The organism is Acidobacteriota bacterium (genome assembly GCA_012729555.1).
In the GTDB taxonomy this organism is placed as follows: Bacteria; Acidobacteriota; UBA6911; order UBA6911; family UBA6911; genus UBA6911.
In genome coordinates this window covers 182,883-198,196 of record JAAYCX010000010.1, presented here as the reverse complement: position 1 = coordinate 198,196, position 15,314 = coordinate 182,883, and the positions used below count along the sequence as shown (strand labels likewise).

General features: G+C 67.4%; 15 protein-coding genes. 8 read left to right on the top strand and 7 right to left on the bottom strand.

All coding sequences use genetic code 11. The features are described from left to right. The first annotated feature begins 7 nt into the window (after nt 1-7). From GXY47_02165 to katG, 6 genes are all read left to right on the top strand, one after another. Nucleotides 8-229 (top strand): acyl carrier protein, encoded by a 222-nt coding sequence (locus tag GXY47_02165; protein ID NLV29935.1) that lies wholly within the window; start codon nt 8-10, stop codon nt 227-229. Next, nucleotides 229-1,287: a ketoacyl-ACP synthase III gene (locus GXY47_02160; GenBank protein NLV29934.1), complete on the top strand. Its 1,059-nt coding sequence runs from the start codon at nt 229-231 to the stop codon at nt 1,285-1,287. Before GXY47_02165 ends, GXY47_02160 begins: the two co-directional genes overlap by 1 nt. Further along, complete coding sequence (locus GXY47_02155; GenBank protein ID NLV29933.1) at nt 1,284-2,045, top strand: SDR family oxidoreductase; 762 nt, start codon at nt 1,284-1,286, stop codon at nt 2,043-2,045. Before GXY47_02160 ends, GXY47_02155 begins: the two co-directional genes overlap by 4 nt. A 108-nt stretch (nt 2,046-2,153) precedes the next feature. Then, nucleotides 2,154-3,167, top strand: a complete 1,014-nt coding sequence (locus tag GXY47_02150) for a hypothetical protein (protein ID NLV29932.1) — start codon at nt 2,154-2,156, stop codon at nt 3,165-3,167. Nucleotides 3,168-3,249: 82 nt separating this feature from the next. Continuing rightward, nucleotides 3,250-3,738 (top strand): transcriptional repressor, encoded by a 489-nt coding sequence (locus GXY47_02145; protein NLV29931.1) that lies wholly within the window; start codon nt 3,250-3,252, stop codon nt 3,736-3,738. Next, nucleotides 3,735-5,939 carry a catalase/peroxidase HPI gene (gene katG / locus GXY47_02140; protein ID NLV29930.1) on the top strand — a complete coding sequence of 735 codons (2,205 nt, stop codon included), beginning with the start codon at nt 3,735-3,737 and terminating at the stop codon, nt 5,937-5,939. Before GXY47_02145 ends, katG begins: the two co-directional genes overlap by 4 nt. A 49-nt stretch (nt 5,940-5,988) precedes the next feature. Here katG and GXY47_02135 read toward each other — a convergent pair whose 3' ends face one another. Beyond that, the gene (locus GXY47_02135) at nt 5,989-6,564 is read right to left on the bottom strand and encodes a hypothetical protein (protein NLV29929.1); all 576 of its coding nucleotides are present in this window, start codon (nt 6,562-6,564) and stop codon (nt 5,989-5,991) included. A 10-nt stretch (nt 6,565-6,574) separates the two neighbouring features. After that, nucleotides 6,575-7,234 carry an MBL fold metallo-hydrolase gene (locus GXY47_02130; protein NLV29928.1) on the bottom strand — a complete coding sequence of 220 codons (660 nt, stop codon included), beginning with the start codon at nt 7,232-7,234 and terminating at the stop codon, nt 6,575-6,577. Nucleotides 7,235-7,347: 113 nt separating this feature from the next. Here GXY47_02130 and ubiG point away from each other — a divergent pair, with 113 nt between their 5' ends. Next, nucleotides 7,348-8,151, top strand: coding sequence for a 3-demethylubiquinone-9 3-O-methyltransferase (ubiG, locus tag GXY47_02125; GenBank protein ID NLV29927.1), 804 nt, complete (start codon nt 7,348-7,350; stop codon nt 8,149-8,151). Here the strand turns inward: ubiG and GXY47_02120 are convergent. The 4 genes from GXY47_02120 to GXY47_02105 all read right to left on the bottom strand — a co-directional run bounded on the left by GXY47_02120 (nt 8,148) and on the right by GXY47_02105 (nt 13,241). Further along, complete coding sequence (locus GXY47_02120) at nt 8,148-8,480, bottom strand: ArsC family transcriptional regulator (protein NLV29926.1); 333 nt, start codon at nt 8,478-8,480, stop codon at nt 8,148-8,150. The two genes, ubiG and GXY47_02120, sit on opposite strands and share 4 nt — an antisense overlap. A 32-nt stretch (nt 8,481-8,512) precedes the next feature. Next, the gene (locus GXY47_02115; protein ID NLV29925.1) at nt 8,513-11,569 is read right to left on the bottom strand and encodes a peptidase S9; all 3,057 of its coding nucleotides are present in this window, start codon (nt 11,567-11,569) and stop codon (nt 8,513-8,515) included. Nucleotides 11,570-11,670: 101 nt separating this feature from the next. Further along, nucleotides 11,671-11,982: a YhbY family RNA-binding protein gene (locus GXY47_02110; protein ID NLV29924.1), complete on the bottom strand. Its 312-nt coding sequence runs from the start codon at nt 11,980-11,982 to the stop codon at nt 11,671-11,673. 107 nt (nt 11,983-12,089) lie between these two features. Further along, nucleotides 12,090-13,241 (bottom strand): ATP-binding protein, encoded by a 1,152-nt coding sequence (locus GXY47_02105; protein NLV29923.1) that lies wholly within the window; start codon nt 13,239-13,241, stop codon nt 12,090-12,092. 257 nt (nt 13,242-13,498) lie between these two features. On the opposite strand from GXY47_02105, the gene GXY47_02100 reads away from it, so the two are divergent. Then, complete coding sequence (locus GXY47_02100) at nt 13,499-14,077, top strand: BON domain-containing protein (protein NLV29922.1); 579 nt, start codon at nt 13,499-13,501, stop codon at nt 14,075-14,077. A 17-nt stretch (nt 14,078-14,094) separates the two neighbouring features. Here GXY47_02100 and GXY47_02095 read toward each other — a convergent pair whose 3' ends face one another. Beyond that, the gene (locus tag GXY47_02095) at nt 14,095-15,294 is read right to left on the bottom strand and encodes an aspartate aminotransferase family protein (GenBank protein NLV29921.1); all 1,200 of its coding nucleotides are present in this window, start codon (nt 15,292-15,294) and stop codon (nt 14,095-14,097) included. Between the last annotated feature and the right edge of the window lie 20 nt (nt 15,295-15,314).

Below are 15,314 nucleotides of genomic sequence, written 5' to 3'. Positions count from 1 at the left end.
GGATCCCATGAAGCAGAAATTCATCGAACGGTTCAGGGAAAGCCTGCAGCTCGAAGACCGCGACATCCACATGGACGACGAATTCCGCGAATACGAGGAGTGGGATTCGCTCGCCTACCTGTCGCTGATCGCGATGCTGGACGAGGATTACGACCTGCGGCTCGAGGAAGCCGAGTTCCGCGAGCTGCGCACCGTGGGGCAGGTGTACGGCGCGGCGACCGGGGCATAATGGCGTACCTGGACTTCACGGGAGCCGGCATCACCGCGCTGGCCGCGGCGGTCCCGCGCACCGTCATCGACAACTACCGGTACACGGGGCACTTCCCGGCCGCCGATGTCAGGGAGATCGTGGACAAGATCGGCGTGCGCGAGCGGCGGTTCGCGGATCCGTCGACGACGGCGTCCGATCTCTGCTTCGCCGCGGCCGAAAGGCTGCTGGCCGACAACCGGGTCGACCGGGAGGAGATCGACCTGCTGGTCTTCATCTCCCAGACCCCCGATTACCGCATGCCCGCCACCTCCGTCCTGCTTCAGGACCGCCTCGGCCTCCCCCGGTCGACCCTCGCCTTCGACATCAACCTGGGGTGCTCCGCCTTCCTCTACGGCATGGCGGTGGCCTATTCGCTGATGCTCGCCTCCGGGCTGCGAAGGGGCCTGGTCCTCGACGGGGAAACCCGTTCGAAGGTCTATTCCCCCAAAGACCGCACTACGGCCTTCCTGTTCGGGGACGCCGGCGCCGCCGCCCTCGTCGAGCGGGACACCAGGTTCGGCGCGTCCCACTTCTCGCTCCACTCGGACGGGTCGCGCGGCGACCTCATCAGGATCGACGCCGGGGGATACCGCCGCCCGAGTTCGGCCGAAACCGTCAGGGAGCGGGTGGTGGACGGGCACGGGAACGTCCGCAGCGAGGAACAGGGGTACATGCACGGGGCGGACGTGTTCACCTTCGTCAACCGCGAGGTGCCGCGCGACATCCGCGCCCTCCTGGCGCGCACGGGGCGCGGCCTGGACGGGTTCGATTACATCGTCCTGCACCAGGCCAACAGCTTCATCAACGCGCACGTGGCCCGCAGGCTCGGGCTCGACCCGGAAAAGGTCCCGTCCACCATCGGGAAGTACGGCAACACCTCCTCGGTCTCCCTCCCGCTGACCATCGTCAGCGAGCTCCGGGGCCGGATGGACGGGCACCGGCTGCTGCTGATGAGCGCGTTCGGGGTGGGGATGACCTGGGGGTCGGCCATCGTCCCCTTCGTGGACTGCCGGATCAGCGAGATGGTGGAAGTATGAACCCCTTCGGCCTCGAGGGAAAACGGGTCGTCGTCAGCGGGGCGTCCTCCGGGATCGGCCGGCAATGCGCCCTCGCCTGCGCCGCCATGGGGGCCTCGGTCGCCCTCATCGGCCGCGACCGGGAACGGCTCGGCCGGACGCTCGCCTCGATGGACCCCGCGGGCGGCCATCGCCTCTTCGCCGCCGATCTGACCGATGAAGCCGCGGTCGTCGCCCTCGCGCGCGCCCTCGGCGAAACGTGCGGCCGGGTGCACGGCCTGGTCCACTGCGCCGGCGCCTCCGCCACCCTCCCCCTGCGTTCGACGACACGGGCGCGGATCGACGCGCTGTTTCACGTCAACGTCTACTCGGCCCTCTATCTCACCCGGGAGATCGCGAGGGCCGGCTCCTTCGCCGCGGAAGGTGGCAGCGTCCTGTTCATCTCCTCGGTGATGGGAAGCCGCGGCGAAACGGGAAAAACCCTCTACTCCATGACGAAGGGGGCGCTGCTGGCCGGGGCGCGCTCGCTGGCCTGCGAGCTGGCCCCCAGGAGGATCCGGGTCAACACCGTTTCCCCCGGCGCCGTCATCACCCCCATCAACGAAACCCTCCCCCACATCGCCGATCCGGAAAAGCGGAGAAAGCTCGAGGAGCGGCACCCGCTGGGGCTGGGAACCCCCGAGGACGTCGCGCACGCCTGCGTCTACCTCCTCTCGGACGCCGCGCGCTGGGTGACGGGCGCCGACCTGGTCGTCGACGGCGGCTATTCGGCCAGGTAGGGCCGGGCACCCATTCCCATTGTGCGGGCCGCACGAAAAAGGATACATTAGGGCATCGGCCGGAGGCCGCCCCGCCGCGCGCCTCCGGGAGGATAGGGGGAGCGTGCCATGAGGAAGTTCCTGAGGGTTGCAGCCTGTCTTTGGCCCCTGCTCGCGGCGGCCGCGTGCGGCACCCGCACCGGTCCCCCCGCTGCCGACGAGGTCCCGGCCGGGGATGCGGCCGGCGGGTTCAGGGTGAAGGTCGCGTGCGACCGGGAGTGCCTGGCCGGATTCATGACCCGATACCTCAAGGCCCTGGTCGCCCACGAGCCTTCCCGCCTCCCCCTCACCCCGGGGGCCAAATACACCGAAAACGGGATCCGACTGAACATCGGTCAGGGGCTCTGGCGGACCGCCTCGGCCATGCCCACCTACCGGGTGGACGTGATCGACGAGGAGGCGGGGGCCGTGGCGCTCCTCGGCAACATCAACGAAAACGGGAACCGGAACTTCCTCGCGACGCGGCTGAAGATCGAGGCTGGGGGGTGGATCTCCGAGATCGAAAGCATCGTGGTCCGCAACGACTCCATGGTCGTACCGGTGGCGGCCGGCGCCCGTTACGTCACGCATACGGAGCCGCACCCGCGCATGATGGAGCCGGTCCCGGCCGATGGGCGGCGGTCGCGGGCCGAACTGGTCGCCGTCGGCAACAGCTATTTCACCGGCCTCGACACCGACAACCACGGCGGGAACGTCCCTTTCCACCCCGACTGCCAGCGGAGGGAAAACGGCATCATCACCTCCAACAACCCCGATTTCCCGGCTGGCTCGATGCAGGCCCTGGGTTGCCGGGAGCAGTTCGACACAGGTTTCTCGGTGATCACCACCGACATCCGCGAAAGGCGCTTCGAGGCGGTAGACCCGGTCACGGGCCTGGCCATGGCTTTCGGCTTTTTCGACCACGACGGGAGCGTCGCCCGCTATTCGCGAACCCCGGACCGGGAGATGGTCGATGTCCGCCCGATGCTGCGCCAGCCCTACTCTTCCATGATCGCCGAGATCTTCAAGATCGAGGAGGGCCGGATCCGCCGGATCGAGGCGCTGCTGACCACGGTGCCTTACGGCATGGAATCGGGCTGGTAAGCCCCCCTTTTTTCCGTTGAATTCAGTCGGGCGGAAGGATACACTCCCTAATCAGGATTCAATTCCTAATTAGGATTTCATCGTGAAAGTCACCCGGGACGACGTACGGAGGCGTATCGAGAGTTTCGAGCAGGTGTGCCACAGCCGGGGGGCGAAGCTGACGCACCAGCGCCTCGAGATTTTCCGGGAGGTCCTCGAATCGGGCGACCACCCCGACGCGGAGCGGGTGTTTCGGGGGGTGAGGCGCCGGATGCCGACGGTGTCGCTCGACACCGTCTACCGGACCCTCTGGTGGCTCGAGGACCTCGGGCTCGTCACGACCCTCGGGCTCTCGCGGGAGCGGGCGCGCTTCGACGCCAACCTCGGCCGCCATCATCATTTTGTCTGCACCCGGTGCGGGCTGACGCGCGACATCCACAGCGACGCGTTCGACAGTCTCGACCTGCCGGACTCGGTGAAAACCCTCGGCCGCGCCGAAAGCATCCAGGTGGAGGTCCGGGGACTCTGCATTCAATGCGCCGCAGGCGACGATCCGGGCGCGAAAAACCAAGGGAGGGGAAAAGATATATGAGCGAGGAAAGCAAGTGCCCGGTGACGGGCGGAAAGCAAAAACCGATGACGGGCAGAGGCAAATCGGTCCGCGACTGGTGGCCCGACCAGCCGAACCTCCGGATCCTGCACCAGCACTCCCCGGCGGCCAACCCGATGGGGGCCGACTACAACTACGCCGAGGAGTTCAAGACCCTCGACCTCGGGGCCGTCAAGCAGGACCTCTTCAAGCTGATGAAGGACTCGCAGGATTGGTGGCCCGCCGACTGGGGTCACTACGGCCCGCTCTTCATCCGCATGGCGTGGCACAGCGCCGGCACCTACCGCACCCACGACGGGCGCGGCGGCGCCGGTTCGGGCAGCCAGCGCCTGGCGCCGCTGGGCAGCTGGCCCGACAACGTCGGCCTCGACAAGGCCCGCCGCCTCCTCTGGCCGATCAAGCGCAAATACGGCCGGAAGATCTCCTGGGCCGACCTGATGGTCCTGGCCGGAAACTGCGCCCTCGAATCGATGGGGTTCAAGACCTTCGGCTTCGCCGGGGGGCGCGTGGACGTCTGGGAGCCTGAAGAAGACATCTACTGGGGGGCCGAGGAGGAGTGGCTCGCCACGAGCGACAAGCCCAAGAGCCGCTACAGCGGCGAGCGGGACCTGGAAAACCCCCTGGCGGCCGTGCAGATGGGGCTGATCTACGTCAACCCGGAAGGGCCCGACGGCCAACCGATCCCCGCGGCCTCCGCAAAAGATGTGCGGGAGACCTTCGCCCGCATGGCGATGAACGACGAGGAGACCGTCGCCCTGGTCGCCGGCGGGCACACCTTCGGCAAGTGCCACGGCGCCGGTCCCGCGACCCACGTGGGCCCGGAGCCCGAGGCCGCCCCCGTCGAGCAGATGGGCCTGGGGTGGAAGAGCACCTACAAGAGCGGCAAGGGGGGGGACGCGATCGGCAGCGGACTGGAAGGAGCCTGGAAGCCGAACCCGACGACGTGGGACATGGGCTACCTGAAGGTCCTCTTCAAATACGAGTGGGAGCTCCTCAAGAGCCCCGCCGGGGCCTACATCTGGCTGGCCAAGGATGTCGACGAGGAGGACATGGTCGTCGACGCCCACGACCCTTCCAGGAAAAACCGCCCCATGATGACCACGGCGGACCTTTCGCTCAAGTTCGACCCGGTCTACGAAAAGATCGCGCGCCGCTACCTGGCCAATCCCGCGGAGTTCGCCGACGCCTTCGCCCGCGCGTGGTTCAAGCTGACCCACCGCGACATGGGCCCCCGCGCGCGCTATCTCGGCCCGGAAGCGCCGGCCGAGGAGCTGATCTGGCAGGACCCGGTCCCCGACGTCGACCACCCGCTGGTCGACGCGAAGGACGTCGCCGCCCTCAAGGCCAAAATCCTGGCCTCGGGCCTTTCCGTTGCGGACCTGGTCTCGACCGCCTGGGCGTCGGCCTTCACCTTCCGCGGCTCCGACTACCGCGGCGGCGCCAACGGCGCCCGCATCCGGCTCGCCCCCCAGAAGGACTGGGAAGTGAACGAGCCCGACAGGCTGGCCAAGACGCTCAAGACCTGCGAAAAGATCCGCGGGGAGTTCAACGCCTCCGCCCCCGGCGGCAAGAAGATCTCCCTGGCCGACCTGATCGTCCTGGGCGGGTGCGCGGGCGTCGAGCAGGCGGCCGGGAAGGCGGGGCATGACATCGCCGTACCCTTCACCCCGGGGCGCACCGATGCCTCCGAGGAACAGACCGACGTGGAAGCCTTCGCCGTGCTCGAGCCGAAGGCGGACGGGTTCCGCAACTACCAGAAGAAGCGCTACGCCGTTTCGGCCGAGGAGATGCTGGTGGACAAGGCCCAGCTCCTCCGGTTGACGGCGCCCGAGATGACGGTCCTGGTGGGCGGCCTCCGGGTGCTGGGCGCCAACTTCAAGCAGTCGAAGCACGGCGTCTTCACCCGCCGGCCGGAAACCCTGACCAACGACTTCTTCGTGAACCTCGTCGACATGGGGACGGAGTGGAAGCCGGTCGGGGAGGACGTCTACGAGGGGCGTGACCGCAAGACGGGCGACCTCCGCTGGACCGCCACCCGGGTCGACCTGATCTTCGGTTCGAACTCCCAGCTCCGGGCGATCGCCGAGGTCTACGCCTGCGACGACGCCGGGGAGAAATTCGTGCGCGACTTCGTGGCCGCCTGGACCAAGGTGATGAACCTGGACCGGTTCGACCTGGCCTGATCCGGCCCCGTCTGACCGGGGGGCGTTTCGGAATTTTCCGAAACGCCCCCTATCGGGCTTCTTCCGCCTCCCGCCGCAGCCGGGCGCGCAACCGCTCGAGCGCCGGCTCGAACTCCCGTCGCAGCGCCTCGAGCGCCCGGAGGTACCCTTCGTCCCGCTCCATCACCGGCACCACCGCCGAACCCGAAATCCCGAGCGCCGCGAGCCGTTCCCGCGCCCCCGCAGCCTGTTCTGCCGCCAGCGCGGCACGGCGTCCCTCGAATTCGTCGAGTGTCCGTTTCCACCCCGCCGCGGCCTCTGCGTCGTCCCCCTTCCCCGCCAGCGCGCCTAGTCCCGCCAGCGCCCGTTCGGCCGCCGCCGGGTTCCCGAGCCCGATCGCCCCGGAGAGGCATTCCATCAGCCCCCGGCGCACGATGCGCCCGGCGTCCCCCTCGTGCCGTCCCGCTTCGACCGCCAGTTCCTGCGCCGCGAGGATCCCCTCGAGGTACCTGTGCCCGATCGCCTCCCCGAGCGGGCGGTACTCCTTCTCCCGCTGCCGGGCGATCTCCTCCGCGGAGAGTTCGGGCAGTTTCGACACCCGCTCCATGGCGAGTTCCAGCGCGCTCTTGATCCCTTCGTCCTCCAAAACGCTCTCCCTAAAGATATCTGAGGATGTACTCGAAATTATCCCGGACCGCCTCGCGGCCGCGGAGGAAGCCCGAATGCCCGTAGGGGTGCCCCGAGAGCAGCTCCTCGACGTCGAGCGCGGCCATCCGCTCGATGCTCCGGAAGAGCTGGTCCGGGTCCCCGCCGGGGAAGTCGGTCCTCCCGGTGCTGCGGTAGAACACGCAGTCCCCGGCGATCAGCACCTTCCGCTCGGGCCAGTAGAGGGTGACATGCCCGGGGGAGTGCCCGGGCGAATGGAGCACCTCGAGCCGGCATTCCGCTCCCAGTTCGAGCGTCCCCTCCTCCAGGTGTATGTCCGCTTTCCCTCCCATGCGCCCGAACAGCTCCTCGTCCTGCCGGTGCATCGCCACCTTCGCCCCCAGCCGCCGGAGTTCCACGGCTCCCTCGACATGGTCGGGGTGCCCGTGGGTGAGGATCACGAGCCCGATCGCGGAGGGATCGAGACCGTCGCGCCCGATTTCCGCGAGGAGCCGCTCGAGCGCCGGCTCCCCCGTCGAGGGGGTGAGGATGTGTCCGGGGTCGACCAGCACGTGCCGCCCGCCCGGCAGCACGCCCGGGAAGAGGCAGCTGTTGCAGTTGTTGTCCCGCCCGTTCCAGAGATAGACGTGAAAACGATCGAATACCTTCATGTTGTCTCCGCCGGCCTTGCCTGCCGGCTTGAATGTCCGGGCTGGATTTTACTACAGTTGACGGGCGGACCAAGGCGAAAAGCCGGAACCGGAAAGCCGGAACGATCCCGACCATGACGACAAGCAGCGTGGACAACTCGCTATACCGCAACCGGGCCGGTTCCTGGTGGGACGACGACGACGGCGCCTTCAGCACCATCCGCCATTTCATCAACCCCGCCCGCTGCGGCTGGTTCCGCCGCATCCTCGAGGCCCGCCCCCCGGCCGGCCCGGGGGCGCCGACGCTTCTCGACGTCGGCTGCGGCGGCGGGTACCTGGCCGAGGAGTTCGCCCGCTCGGGCTGCCGCGTCACCGGCCTCGACGCCGCGCCCGAATCGCTCGCGGCCGCGCGCCGCCACGCCGCCGCGTGCAGACTCGACATCGATTACGTCGCCGGCCGCGCCGAGCGCCTCCCCTTCCCGCCGGCCTCCTTCGACCTGGCCGCCTGCTGCGACGTCCTCGAGCACGTCGACGGCCCCGAAGCCGTCGTCGCCGAAATCGCCCGCGTCCTCCGCCCCGGCGGCCTCTTCTTCTTCGACACCATCAACCGCACCCTCCGCAGCCGCGTCGCCGTCATCGGCGCCATGCAGCGCTGGCGCGCTACGGCCTTCGTGCCCCCCGACACCCATGCCTATAAAAATTTCATCAAGCCGCGGGACCTGAAACGGATGCTCGAGACAAACCACCTCACTCCCGGCGCGATGCGGGGCCTCTCCCCCCGCTGCCACCCGCTCTCCGCCCTCCTCGCCCTGCGCCGCCGCGCCCGTGGCGCCATCTCCTTCGAGGAACTGGGCCGCCGCCTCGCCTTCGGCCCGAGCCGCGACCTCTCGATCTCCTACATCGGCTACGCGATCCGGCGCGAGCCGGCCGGCGGCTAGGTCCACTCCTTCCACCGCTCCGGCCGGTACCCCACCGTCGCCGCGCGGCCGTTTCGCACGATGGGCGTCTTCAGCAGGCGCGGGTCCCCCAGCAGCTGCTCGGCGACGTCGTGGATGACGTACGCGAGGTTCCGCTCCTCGTAGGCGCGCCCCTCCCGGTCGATGAGGTTGTCGATCCCCACCGCCGCGCCGACGGCGGCGAGCTCCCCCTTGCCGAGTCCCTTGCGCGCGAGGTCCACGAACTGGAACGGGATGCGCCTTTCCTGGAAATAGCGCTGCGCCTTCTTCGTGTCGCGGCACTTCAGGGTGCCGAAGATCTGGATGTTCATTCGGGTCTCCCGTCCGGCGCGCCCGGGGGCGTCTAGAAGCCGGGGATGATCGAAAACTCCCACCCCCAGCGCCGCTGGGGACGGTCGTTGGCGTGGACGTAGCTGAGCTGGGCGATGAAGAAGCCCAGGGCGTTGAACCGGAGGGAGCCCCCCCAGCTCGAGACGGGGCGTCGCGGGATCCCGAGCGCGCTCGAGATCTTCTTCGAGCGCCAGGCCAGGCCCGCGTCGTAGAACACGGCGGTCTCGACCGGCGGGAAGGCGCGGCTGGGGATGATGCCGAGCGGCCCCAGGGTCTGCAGGCGCGCCTCCACGTTCCCCACCAGCATCCGGCTTCCGAAGATGCGGTCGAAGGCGGGGCAGGAGAGCGCGCCGCCGGTCCCCTGGGTACACTCCTTCGGCGAGAAGGATCCCGGTTCGTAGCCCCGCACGAGCGACGGGTAGCCGAGCGAAAGTTCACCGAGGCGCCCGTCCTCCGAATCGCCGCCGTATCGCCCGTAGTGGAGGACCCGCCCGGCCAGGCTCAGCGGGCCCGCGATCCGCGCGTATCGGCGGTAATCGACGAGCAGGGTCGAGAAATTGAGCGAGCCCCCCGATATCCCCGCCTCCAGGCGGTAACGCTCCCCCATGATGGGGCTGGTGCCGCCGAACACGGAGGTGTCGTAGACCATCGCCGCGCTCCCGATCCCCAGGTTGAGGGAGTCGGGGGCGTCTATATCGTACCGCTCTTCGCCCAGGAACTCCCCCGTCACCCCCGAGTAGACCTCGATCGTCCCCTCGGCGTCGTAGGAGATGTTCTGGAACCCGCCGGAGAATTCGAAACGCCGGGCGCGGCTCACGGGGCGCGCGAGCGTCACGGCGGCCTGGCGCGAAATTTCCCAGAACCGCACCGTCCGGTCGAGCACGTAAGGCTCCCCCTCGATCGTTTCGAAGGTGCGGCCGTAGGCGCCGGTCAGGTAAGGCACCTGCCCGCCGCTCAGGCCCCAGTTCCACCTCGATTTCCGGTTCTCGTACGCGGCGATGCCCGAGAGGCTGTTGAGGAAATTGCCGCCGTCGATGGTCGTGGCGGTCTGGAAGGCCGTCATCAGGTTGTGGTGCCCGAGCAGGTCGCTCCAGTAGAACCCGATCCCCCCGCCGACCATCGACCCGAAGTTGCTGAACCCGACGCTGACGGAGGGGGGGGCGACGTAGTCGAGCCCCAGGCTGGGCTCGTAATCGGTCTTCTCGAACCCGGCCGGGGCCGCAAGCCCGGCCGTGGGCTGGGCCAGGTACGGCCGGATCACTTCCCTTCCGCGCTCCCGGGGGGGGAGGCCCCCCGCCCCCAGCGCGGCCACGGCTTCATCCACCGGGCCTCCCGCCAGCGCCTCCTCCCCCTCGAGGCGGTAGAGGGCGTAGTCCCCCCCGGCGTAGGCGCTGTAGACCAGCCGCCCGGCCCGCGTCGCCACCGAGAAGGCGGGGCTCCACTTCGAGATGCCGCTCACCCCCGTCTGCAGGCGGGTCAGCTGGCGGATGTCGCCGCTTTGGAGGTTCAGCCGGTACACGTTGGGGATCCCGTCCCGGTCGGAGACGAAAAAGAGCTCGCCGCCGTCCGCGCTCCACTGCGCCCCCAGGTGCTTGCCGGAGGGGAAGGCCTCGACCGGCCGGATCTCCCCGGTCGCGACGTCGATCAGGCCGAGGCGCAGGTCGCCGAAGGAGAGGCGCGAGAGGTCGGAGCTGAAGCGGTCGGTCGAGAACACGATGGAGCGGCCGTCGGGCGACCAGGCCGGGTGGAGCGCCGAGTACGCGTCGTCCGTCAGCCGCCGGGTGGTCCCCCGCCCCAGGTCCAGGATGAAAAGATCGGTGTACCCGCCCGCCATGCCCGAAAATACGATGGAGCCCCCGTCGGGCGACCAGGAGAGGCTGAAAAGGTCGGAGAGGTCGCCGAGCCGGTGCCGGCGGGTGACCTTGTCCGAGGCCAGGTTGTAGATCGAGACCTCCGGCCGGCCGGAGCGCACGCTCCCGAAGGCGAACTCCCGCCCGTCGGGGCTCCAGGCGCCGGCCGCGTTGACGAACTGCAGGCTGTCGAAGTGAGGGTCGAGGACCGTGCGGGTCAGGGTGCGCCGGACCCGGCCCGTCCGGGCGTCGGCCAGAAAGAGGTCGATCGAGAACAGGTTTTTCTCGGAGAAGAAGGCCACCCAGGCGCCGTCGGGGCTCAGGGAGGGGCTCACGTTGATCGCGCCCCCCCGCTCTTTTCCGATCAGTTCGCGCGCCGGGTCGAGCGGGACCGTCGCCTGGAGCACGGGGCGATAGATGGATTCCATCGCGGCGTGCCAGTCCCGGCCGAGTTCGTCGAGGCCGATCCCGAGCACCGCGGCGATGGCCCCTTCGGCGTTCCCGTCGCTCGCGGCCGCCTTCAGGACCTCCCCGATCACCTGGTCGCCGTACCGGCCCGCCACGTAGCTCCAGAAGGCCTGCCCCCAGCGGTAGGGGAAGTATTCGGGATCGTCCAGTTCGGAGACGGCGGGGAGCTGCCCCCGCAGGACCGCGTCCCTCATCCACATGGCGGTGTGGGGGTCGGCCGCCCCGATCGTCAGGTATTCGGCCATCCCTTCCACGAACCAGAGGGGGAGCATCAGCGCGGTGGGGACGCCGCTGCCGCCGAGGGTGCTCGTGCGCGAGGAGATGTCGAACTGGAAGGCGTGCACCAGCTCGTGGCCGAGCACGTGGTCGGTGTCCCCGAGCGGGCCCGCGAGCGGCATCACGATCCGGCGCCGCAGCCCTTCCGTCACGCCCCCCGTCGTCTCCCCGATCTCGTTGCCGATCACGGTGGTCCCCCGGAAATCGGTGTGGCTGGCGTAGAGGATGATGGGCTGCCGCGAGGAGAGCTCGTGGTTCAGGACGGCGCCCAGGCGCGCGTACCAGCGCTCGGCCATCCGGCCGAAATCGACGGCGGCCGCCTCGTGGTCGTCGTAGTAGTGGATGTCGAAGTGATCGGTCTTGAGGACCTTGAAATCGGGGCTCCGGTACCGGACCCGGTTCTGCCCGAAATACTGCGCCTGGGCGGCGGTGGCGACGAGACCTATCCAGAACAGAATCGAAACGATGCGGGTCATGGCGATCAGCTCCCGGTTGAAGTTTCGGTCCGGAATCCGGCTTTTCTCCATGTATAAGTCAGACCCGGCCCTTTGTCAAAGGGGGGGCGCCCCGCCGGCCGCTACCGGGCCGGCAGCTCGATCCGGCGTTTGCGCGCGTCGTCCTGGCGCCGGTAGAGGAGGAGCGTATGCCCCACCATCCCGACCCGCTCCGCCCCCGTCTCCTCCAGGAGCCGGGCGGCCAGCGCCTCCTTCTGCTCCTTCTCCTTGAAGCTGACGAACCGGACCTTGACGAGTTCGTGGCGCGCGAGGCCGTCCTTCACCGATTCGACGACCCCCGGCACGAGCCCTTCCTTCCCGATCATGACGATGGGCTTGCGCTCGTGCGCCAGCCCCCTGAGGTACGTCTTCTGAAATCCCTTCAATTCCGGCATGGTGTCCTTCCGCTGGTTTTCCCGGTCGGGAAAAGGTGTCATTATAAAAAACGGGACGCCGGGGCGGCACGGAATCCGTCCATGCGTCGCACCCGGTCTGCCCGACCTCAGCCGGCGGCCATGATCTCATCCCGCCACAGTCGATTCAGGAAATCCTCCCAGTGTATTGCCCGGATGTCCGCCTGCCGCGAGGCAACGGGGTCCTGACTTACCAGGAAATAATCAGTAAAAACCCGTTCCTCGGCAAGCGCCTTGAGCCCTTTAAAATCCCCAGGCGTCAAATGTGCGGCAGCCTTGACCTCCACCGCGGTCTTTTCCCCGATCAAGAAATCCACTTCGTGGCCATGCGTGGATCGCCAGTAGGTCAGCGGGAGCTTGTTCCTGCGGTAACTCAGGTACGCTCGAATCTCCATCCCGATGAACTGTTCGAAACTCCTTCCGAACAAATCGGAATTGCGGTCGATGGTCCGGGTTCCGGTAAGGGTGTGGGTGACTCCCGGGTCGAAGAAATAAAATTTTCCCGATTTGATTGCCTTTCTCTTCCTGGATTCGCTCCATGCAGGCAGGAAAAATCCAACCAAGGTATCGTCCAGGAGGCTCACATATTCCCTCACCGTAGTCGCGGCCACCTGGCAATCATTCGCCAGTTTGGTGAAATTGATCACTTCACCGTTTGCAAGGGCGATGGACCGAAGGAAACGGGTAAAGGGCGGCAGGTTCCGTATCAGCCCTTCAGCCATAATTTCCTCCTTCAGATACGTATTGACGTATGCGTCGAGTTCCTCTTCCGGTAATGGACTGAGATAGACCGTCGGCAGCCCACCATAACGAAGGTATCGCTGCAGATTGAAATCCGGGGCTTCCTTCCAGGTCAGGGGGAATAATCCGGCTTCCCAGACACGGCCGGCCAGCAGATTGGCCTGCCCCCTCCTCAACTTCCTGGCGCTGCTGCCGGTCAGAAGAAACCGGATTTCGCGGCCTTCAATCAGCCGGTGGACCTCATTGAGCAATTCAGGGATGCGCTGAATTTCATCGATGACAACCAGCGCGTGATCGCCGGCATCGATAAGGGATTCCAGGTCATAGGGTGCGGAGGACAACCTCAGGAAAATCCGCGAATCCAGGAGGTCGATAATGGTGGCCGAGCCCGAAAGCTGTTGCCTGACCAGCGTGGATTTCCCGATCGCCCGGGGGCCGAACAGAAAGAAGGATTTTCTGTCCAGCAATTCAGTCAGTTTGAGAGTTCGATCGACAGCCATGAAACCACTCTACCGCCGTTTGACCGGACAATCAACGATACCATCGTCAATTATCCCGATCGCACCCTCTGCCTGCGGACTCCCTCCTCTTGATGCTGTAGGCGAAGTCAGCGCGGCCCTGACCTCCACCGCCGCCCCCCGGCCGGAGAACGCGCTTCCTCCGGGAGTATAATGATTGTATGGAATCCCGGGTTGATGCAAAGAGCCGCCATCGCCTCCCGGGCACCGACACAGGACACAACGGATGGAGGACAACCATGAGCATACGGAACACCCAGACAAGAAACGGCGTCGCCCGGGGCGCAGGCCTGGTCCTGCTGGCGGTCTTTTTCGCGGCGGCGGCCCCGGCCCAGGTTGACCTGGGGAAACGGGATCCCGGGGCCATGCGTGACCGGCTCGCCCGGCAGGTCCGGTACGAGCTGGCCATGCTCGCGGATCATTCGGTCTTCGACAACCTCGCGTTCCGGATCGATGGGATCGACGGGGTGGTCCTGACGGGGCAGGTGGTGAGGCCCAACCTCAAGCAGGACGCGGAAAACGCCGTGCGCTCGATCGAAGCGGTCGGCAGGGTCGAAAACAAGATCGAAGTCTTGCCCCTGTCGCCCAGCGACGACGCCATCCGGCGCGCCGCCTTCCGGGCCATCTATTCCCAGGAGGGGCTCGATCGCTATGCCGTGCGGGCGGTCCAGTCGATCCACATCATCGTCAAGAACGGTCATATCACCCTGGAAGGGGTGACGGCAAACCGGATGGACAAGGACCTCGCGGGGATCGCCGCGCGGGGGGTCCCCGGAGTCTTCAGCGTCACCAACAACCTGACGGTGGAATCGGAATAGGCCCGTGCCTTTTCAGATCAGCCCGCCACCGCCCGGACGGCTTCCGCCATGATGCCGAGCCCCTCGCGCAGTTCCGCCGCGGTGATGGTCAGCGCCGGGAATACCCGGATGCCGACCCCCTGGGTCTGGCGCACGAAGAGCCCGCGGGCGAGGCATTCGTCGCTCACCTTCTTCGCCGTGTCGGCGTCCGCGAACTCGACCAGGATCAGCAGCCCCTTCCCCCGGATTTCGCGGATGGCGGCTGGGTGGTCGCGTTTCCACCCCGCCATGACGTCGAGGCAGATCCGGCCCATCTCTTCCACGTGGGCGGAGACGTTGTTTTCCCGGAGGTAGCGGATGACGGCGGCCGAGACGGCGCAGCCCAGGGGGTTCCCGCAGTAGGTGCCGCCGTGGTCCCCGATCTCGAGCTTCCGGGCCACCGCGTCGGTCATGGCGAACCCGCCGAAGGGGAAGCCGCCGGCGATCCCCTTGGCCATGGTGAGAAAGTCCACCTCCACCCCCATCTCGCCGGTGACGAACATCGGGCCGGTGCGGCAGAACCCGGTCTGGACCTCGTCGGCGATCATGAGGGTGCCGTTTTGCCGGCAGAGGCGGGAGGCGGAGCGGAGGTATTCGCGGGAGGGGATATGGACCCCGCCCTCTCCCTGGACCGGCTCGATGATGAAAGCGGCCACGTTGCCATCCAGCGCCTGCTCCAGCTCGGCCAGGTCCCCGTAGGCGACGAAGCGGTAGTTGGGCATCAGGGGATTGAATTTCTCCCGGTGGCTCGCCTGCCCGGTGGCCGAGGCGGTGCTGATGGTGCGGCCGTGAAAGCTCTGGTGGGTGGAGATCACGTCCAGCCGGCCCGTCACCTTCCGGGCCAGCTTGATGGCCGCGTCGTTGGCCTCCGCCCCGGAATTGGAGAAAAACACCCGGCAGAGGTTCGGCGGCAGCACCTTCATCAGTTCCGACAGGAGTCCGGCCCGGGCCGGGGAATAGGTGAGCCCGGAATTGGGTCCCTGGAGGATCTTGCGGCTCTGGCGCTCGAGCGCCTCCGCGATCACCGGGTGGGCGTGGCCGATGCAGGTCACGCCCCAGCCGGCGGTGAAGTCCAGGTAGCGGGTCCCGTCCTCGTCCCAGACGTATACCCCCTCCCCCCGGTCGATGGCAATCCTCTGCTTGACGAAAAACGGGGCCATGTATCGATCTTCGGTTTCAAACGTGTTCTGACTGGACATGATGATTCCCCTTCAGACGA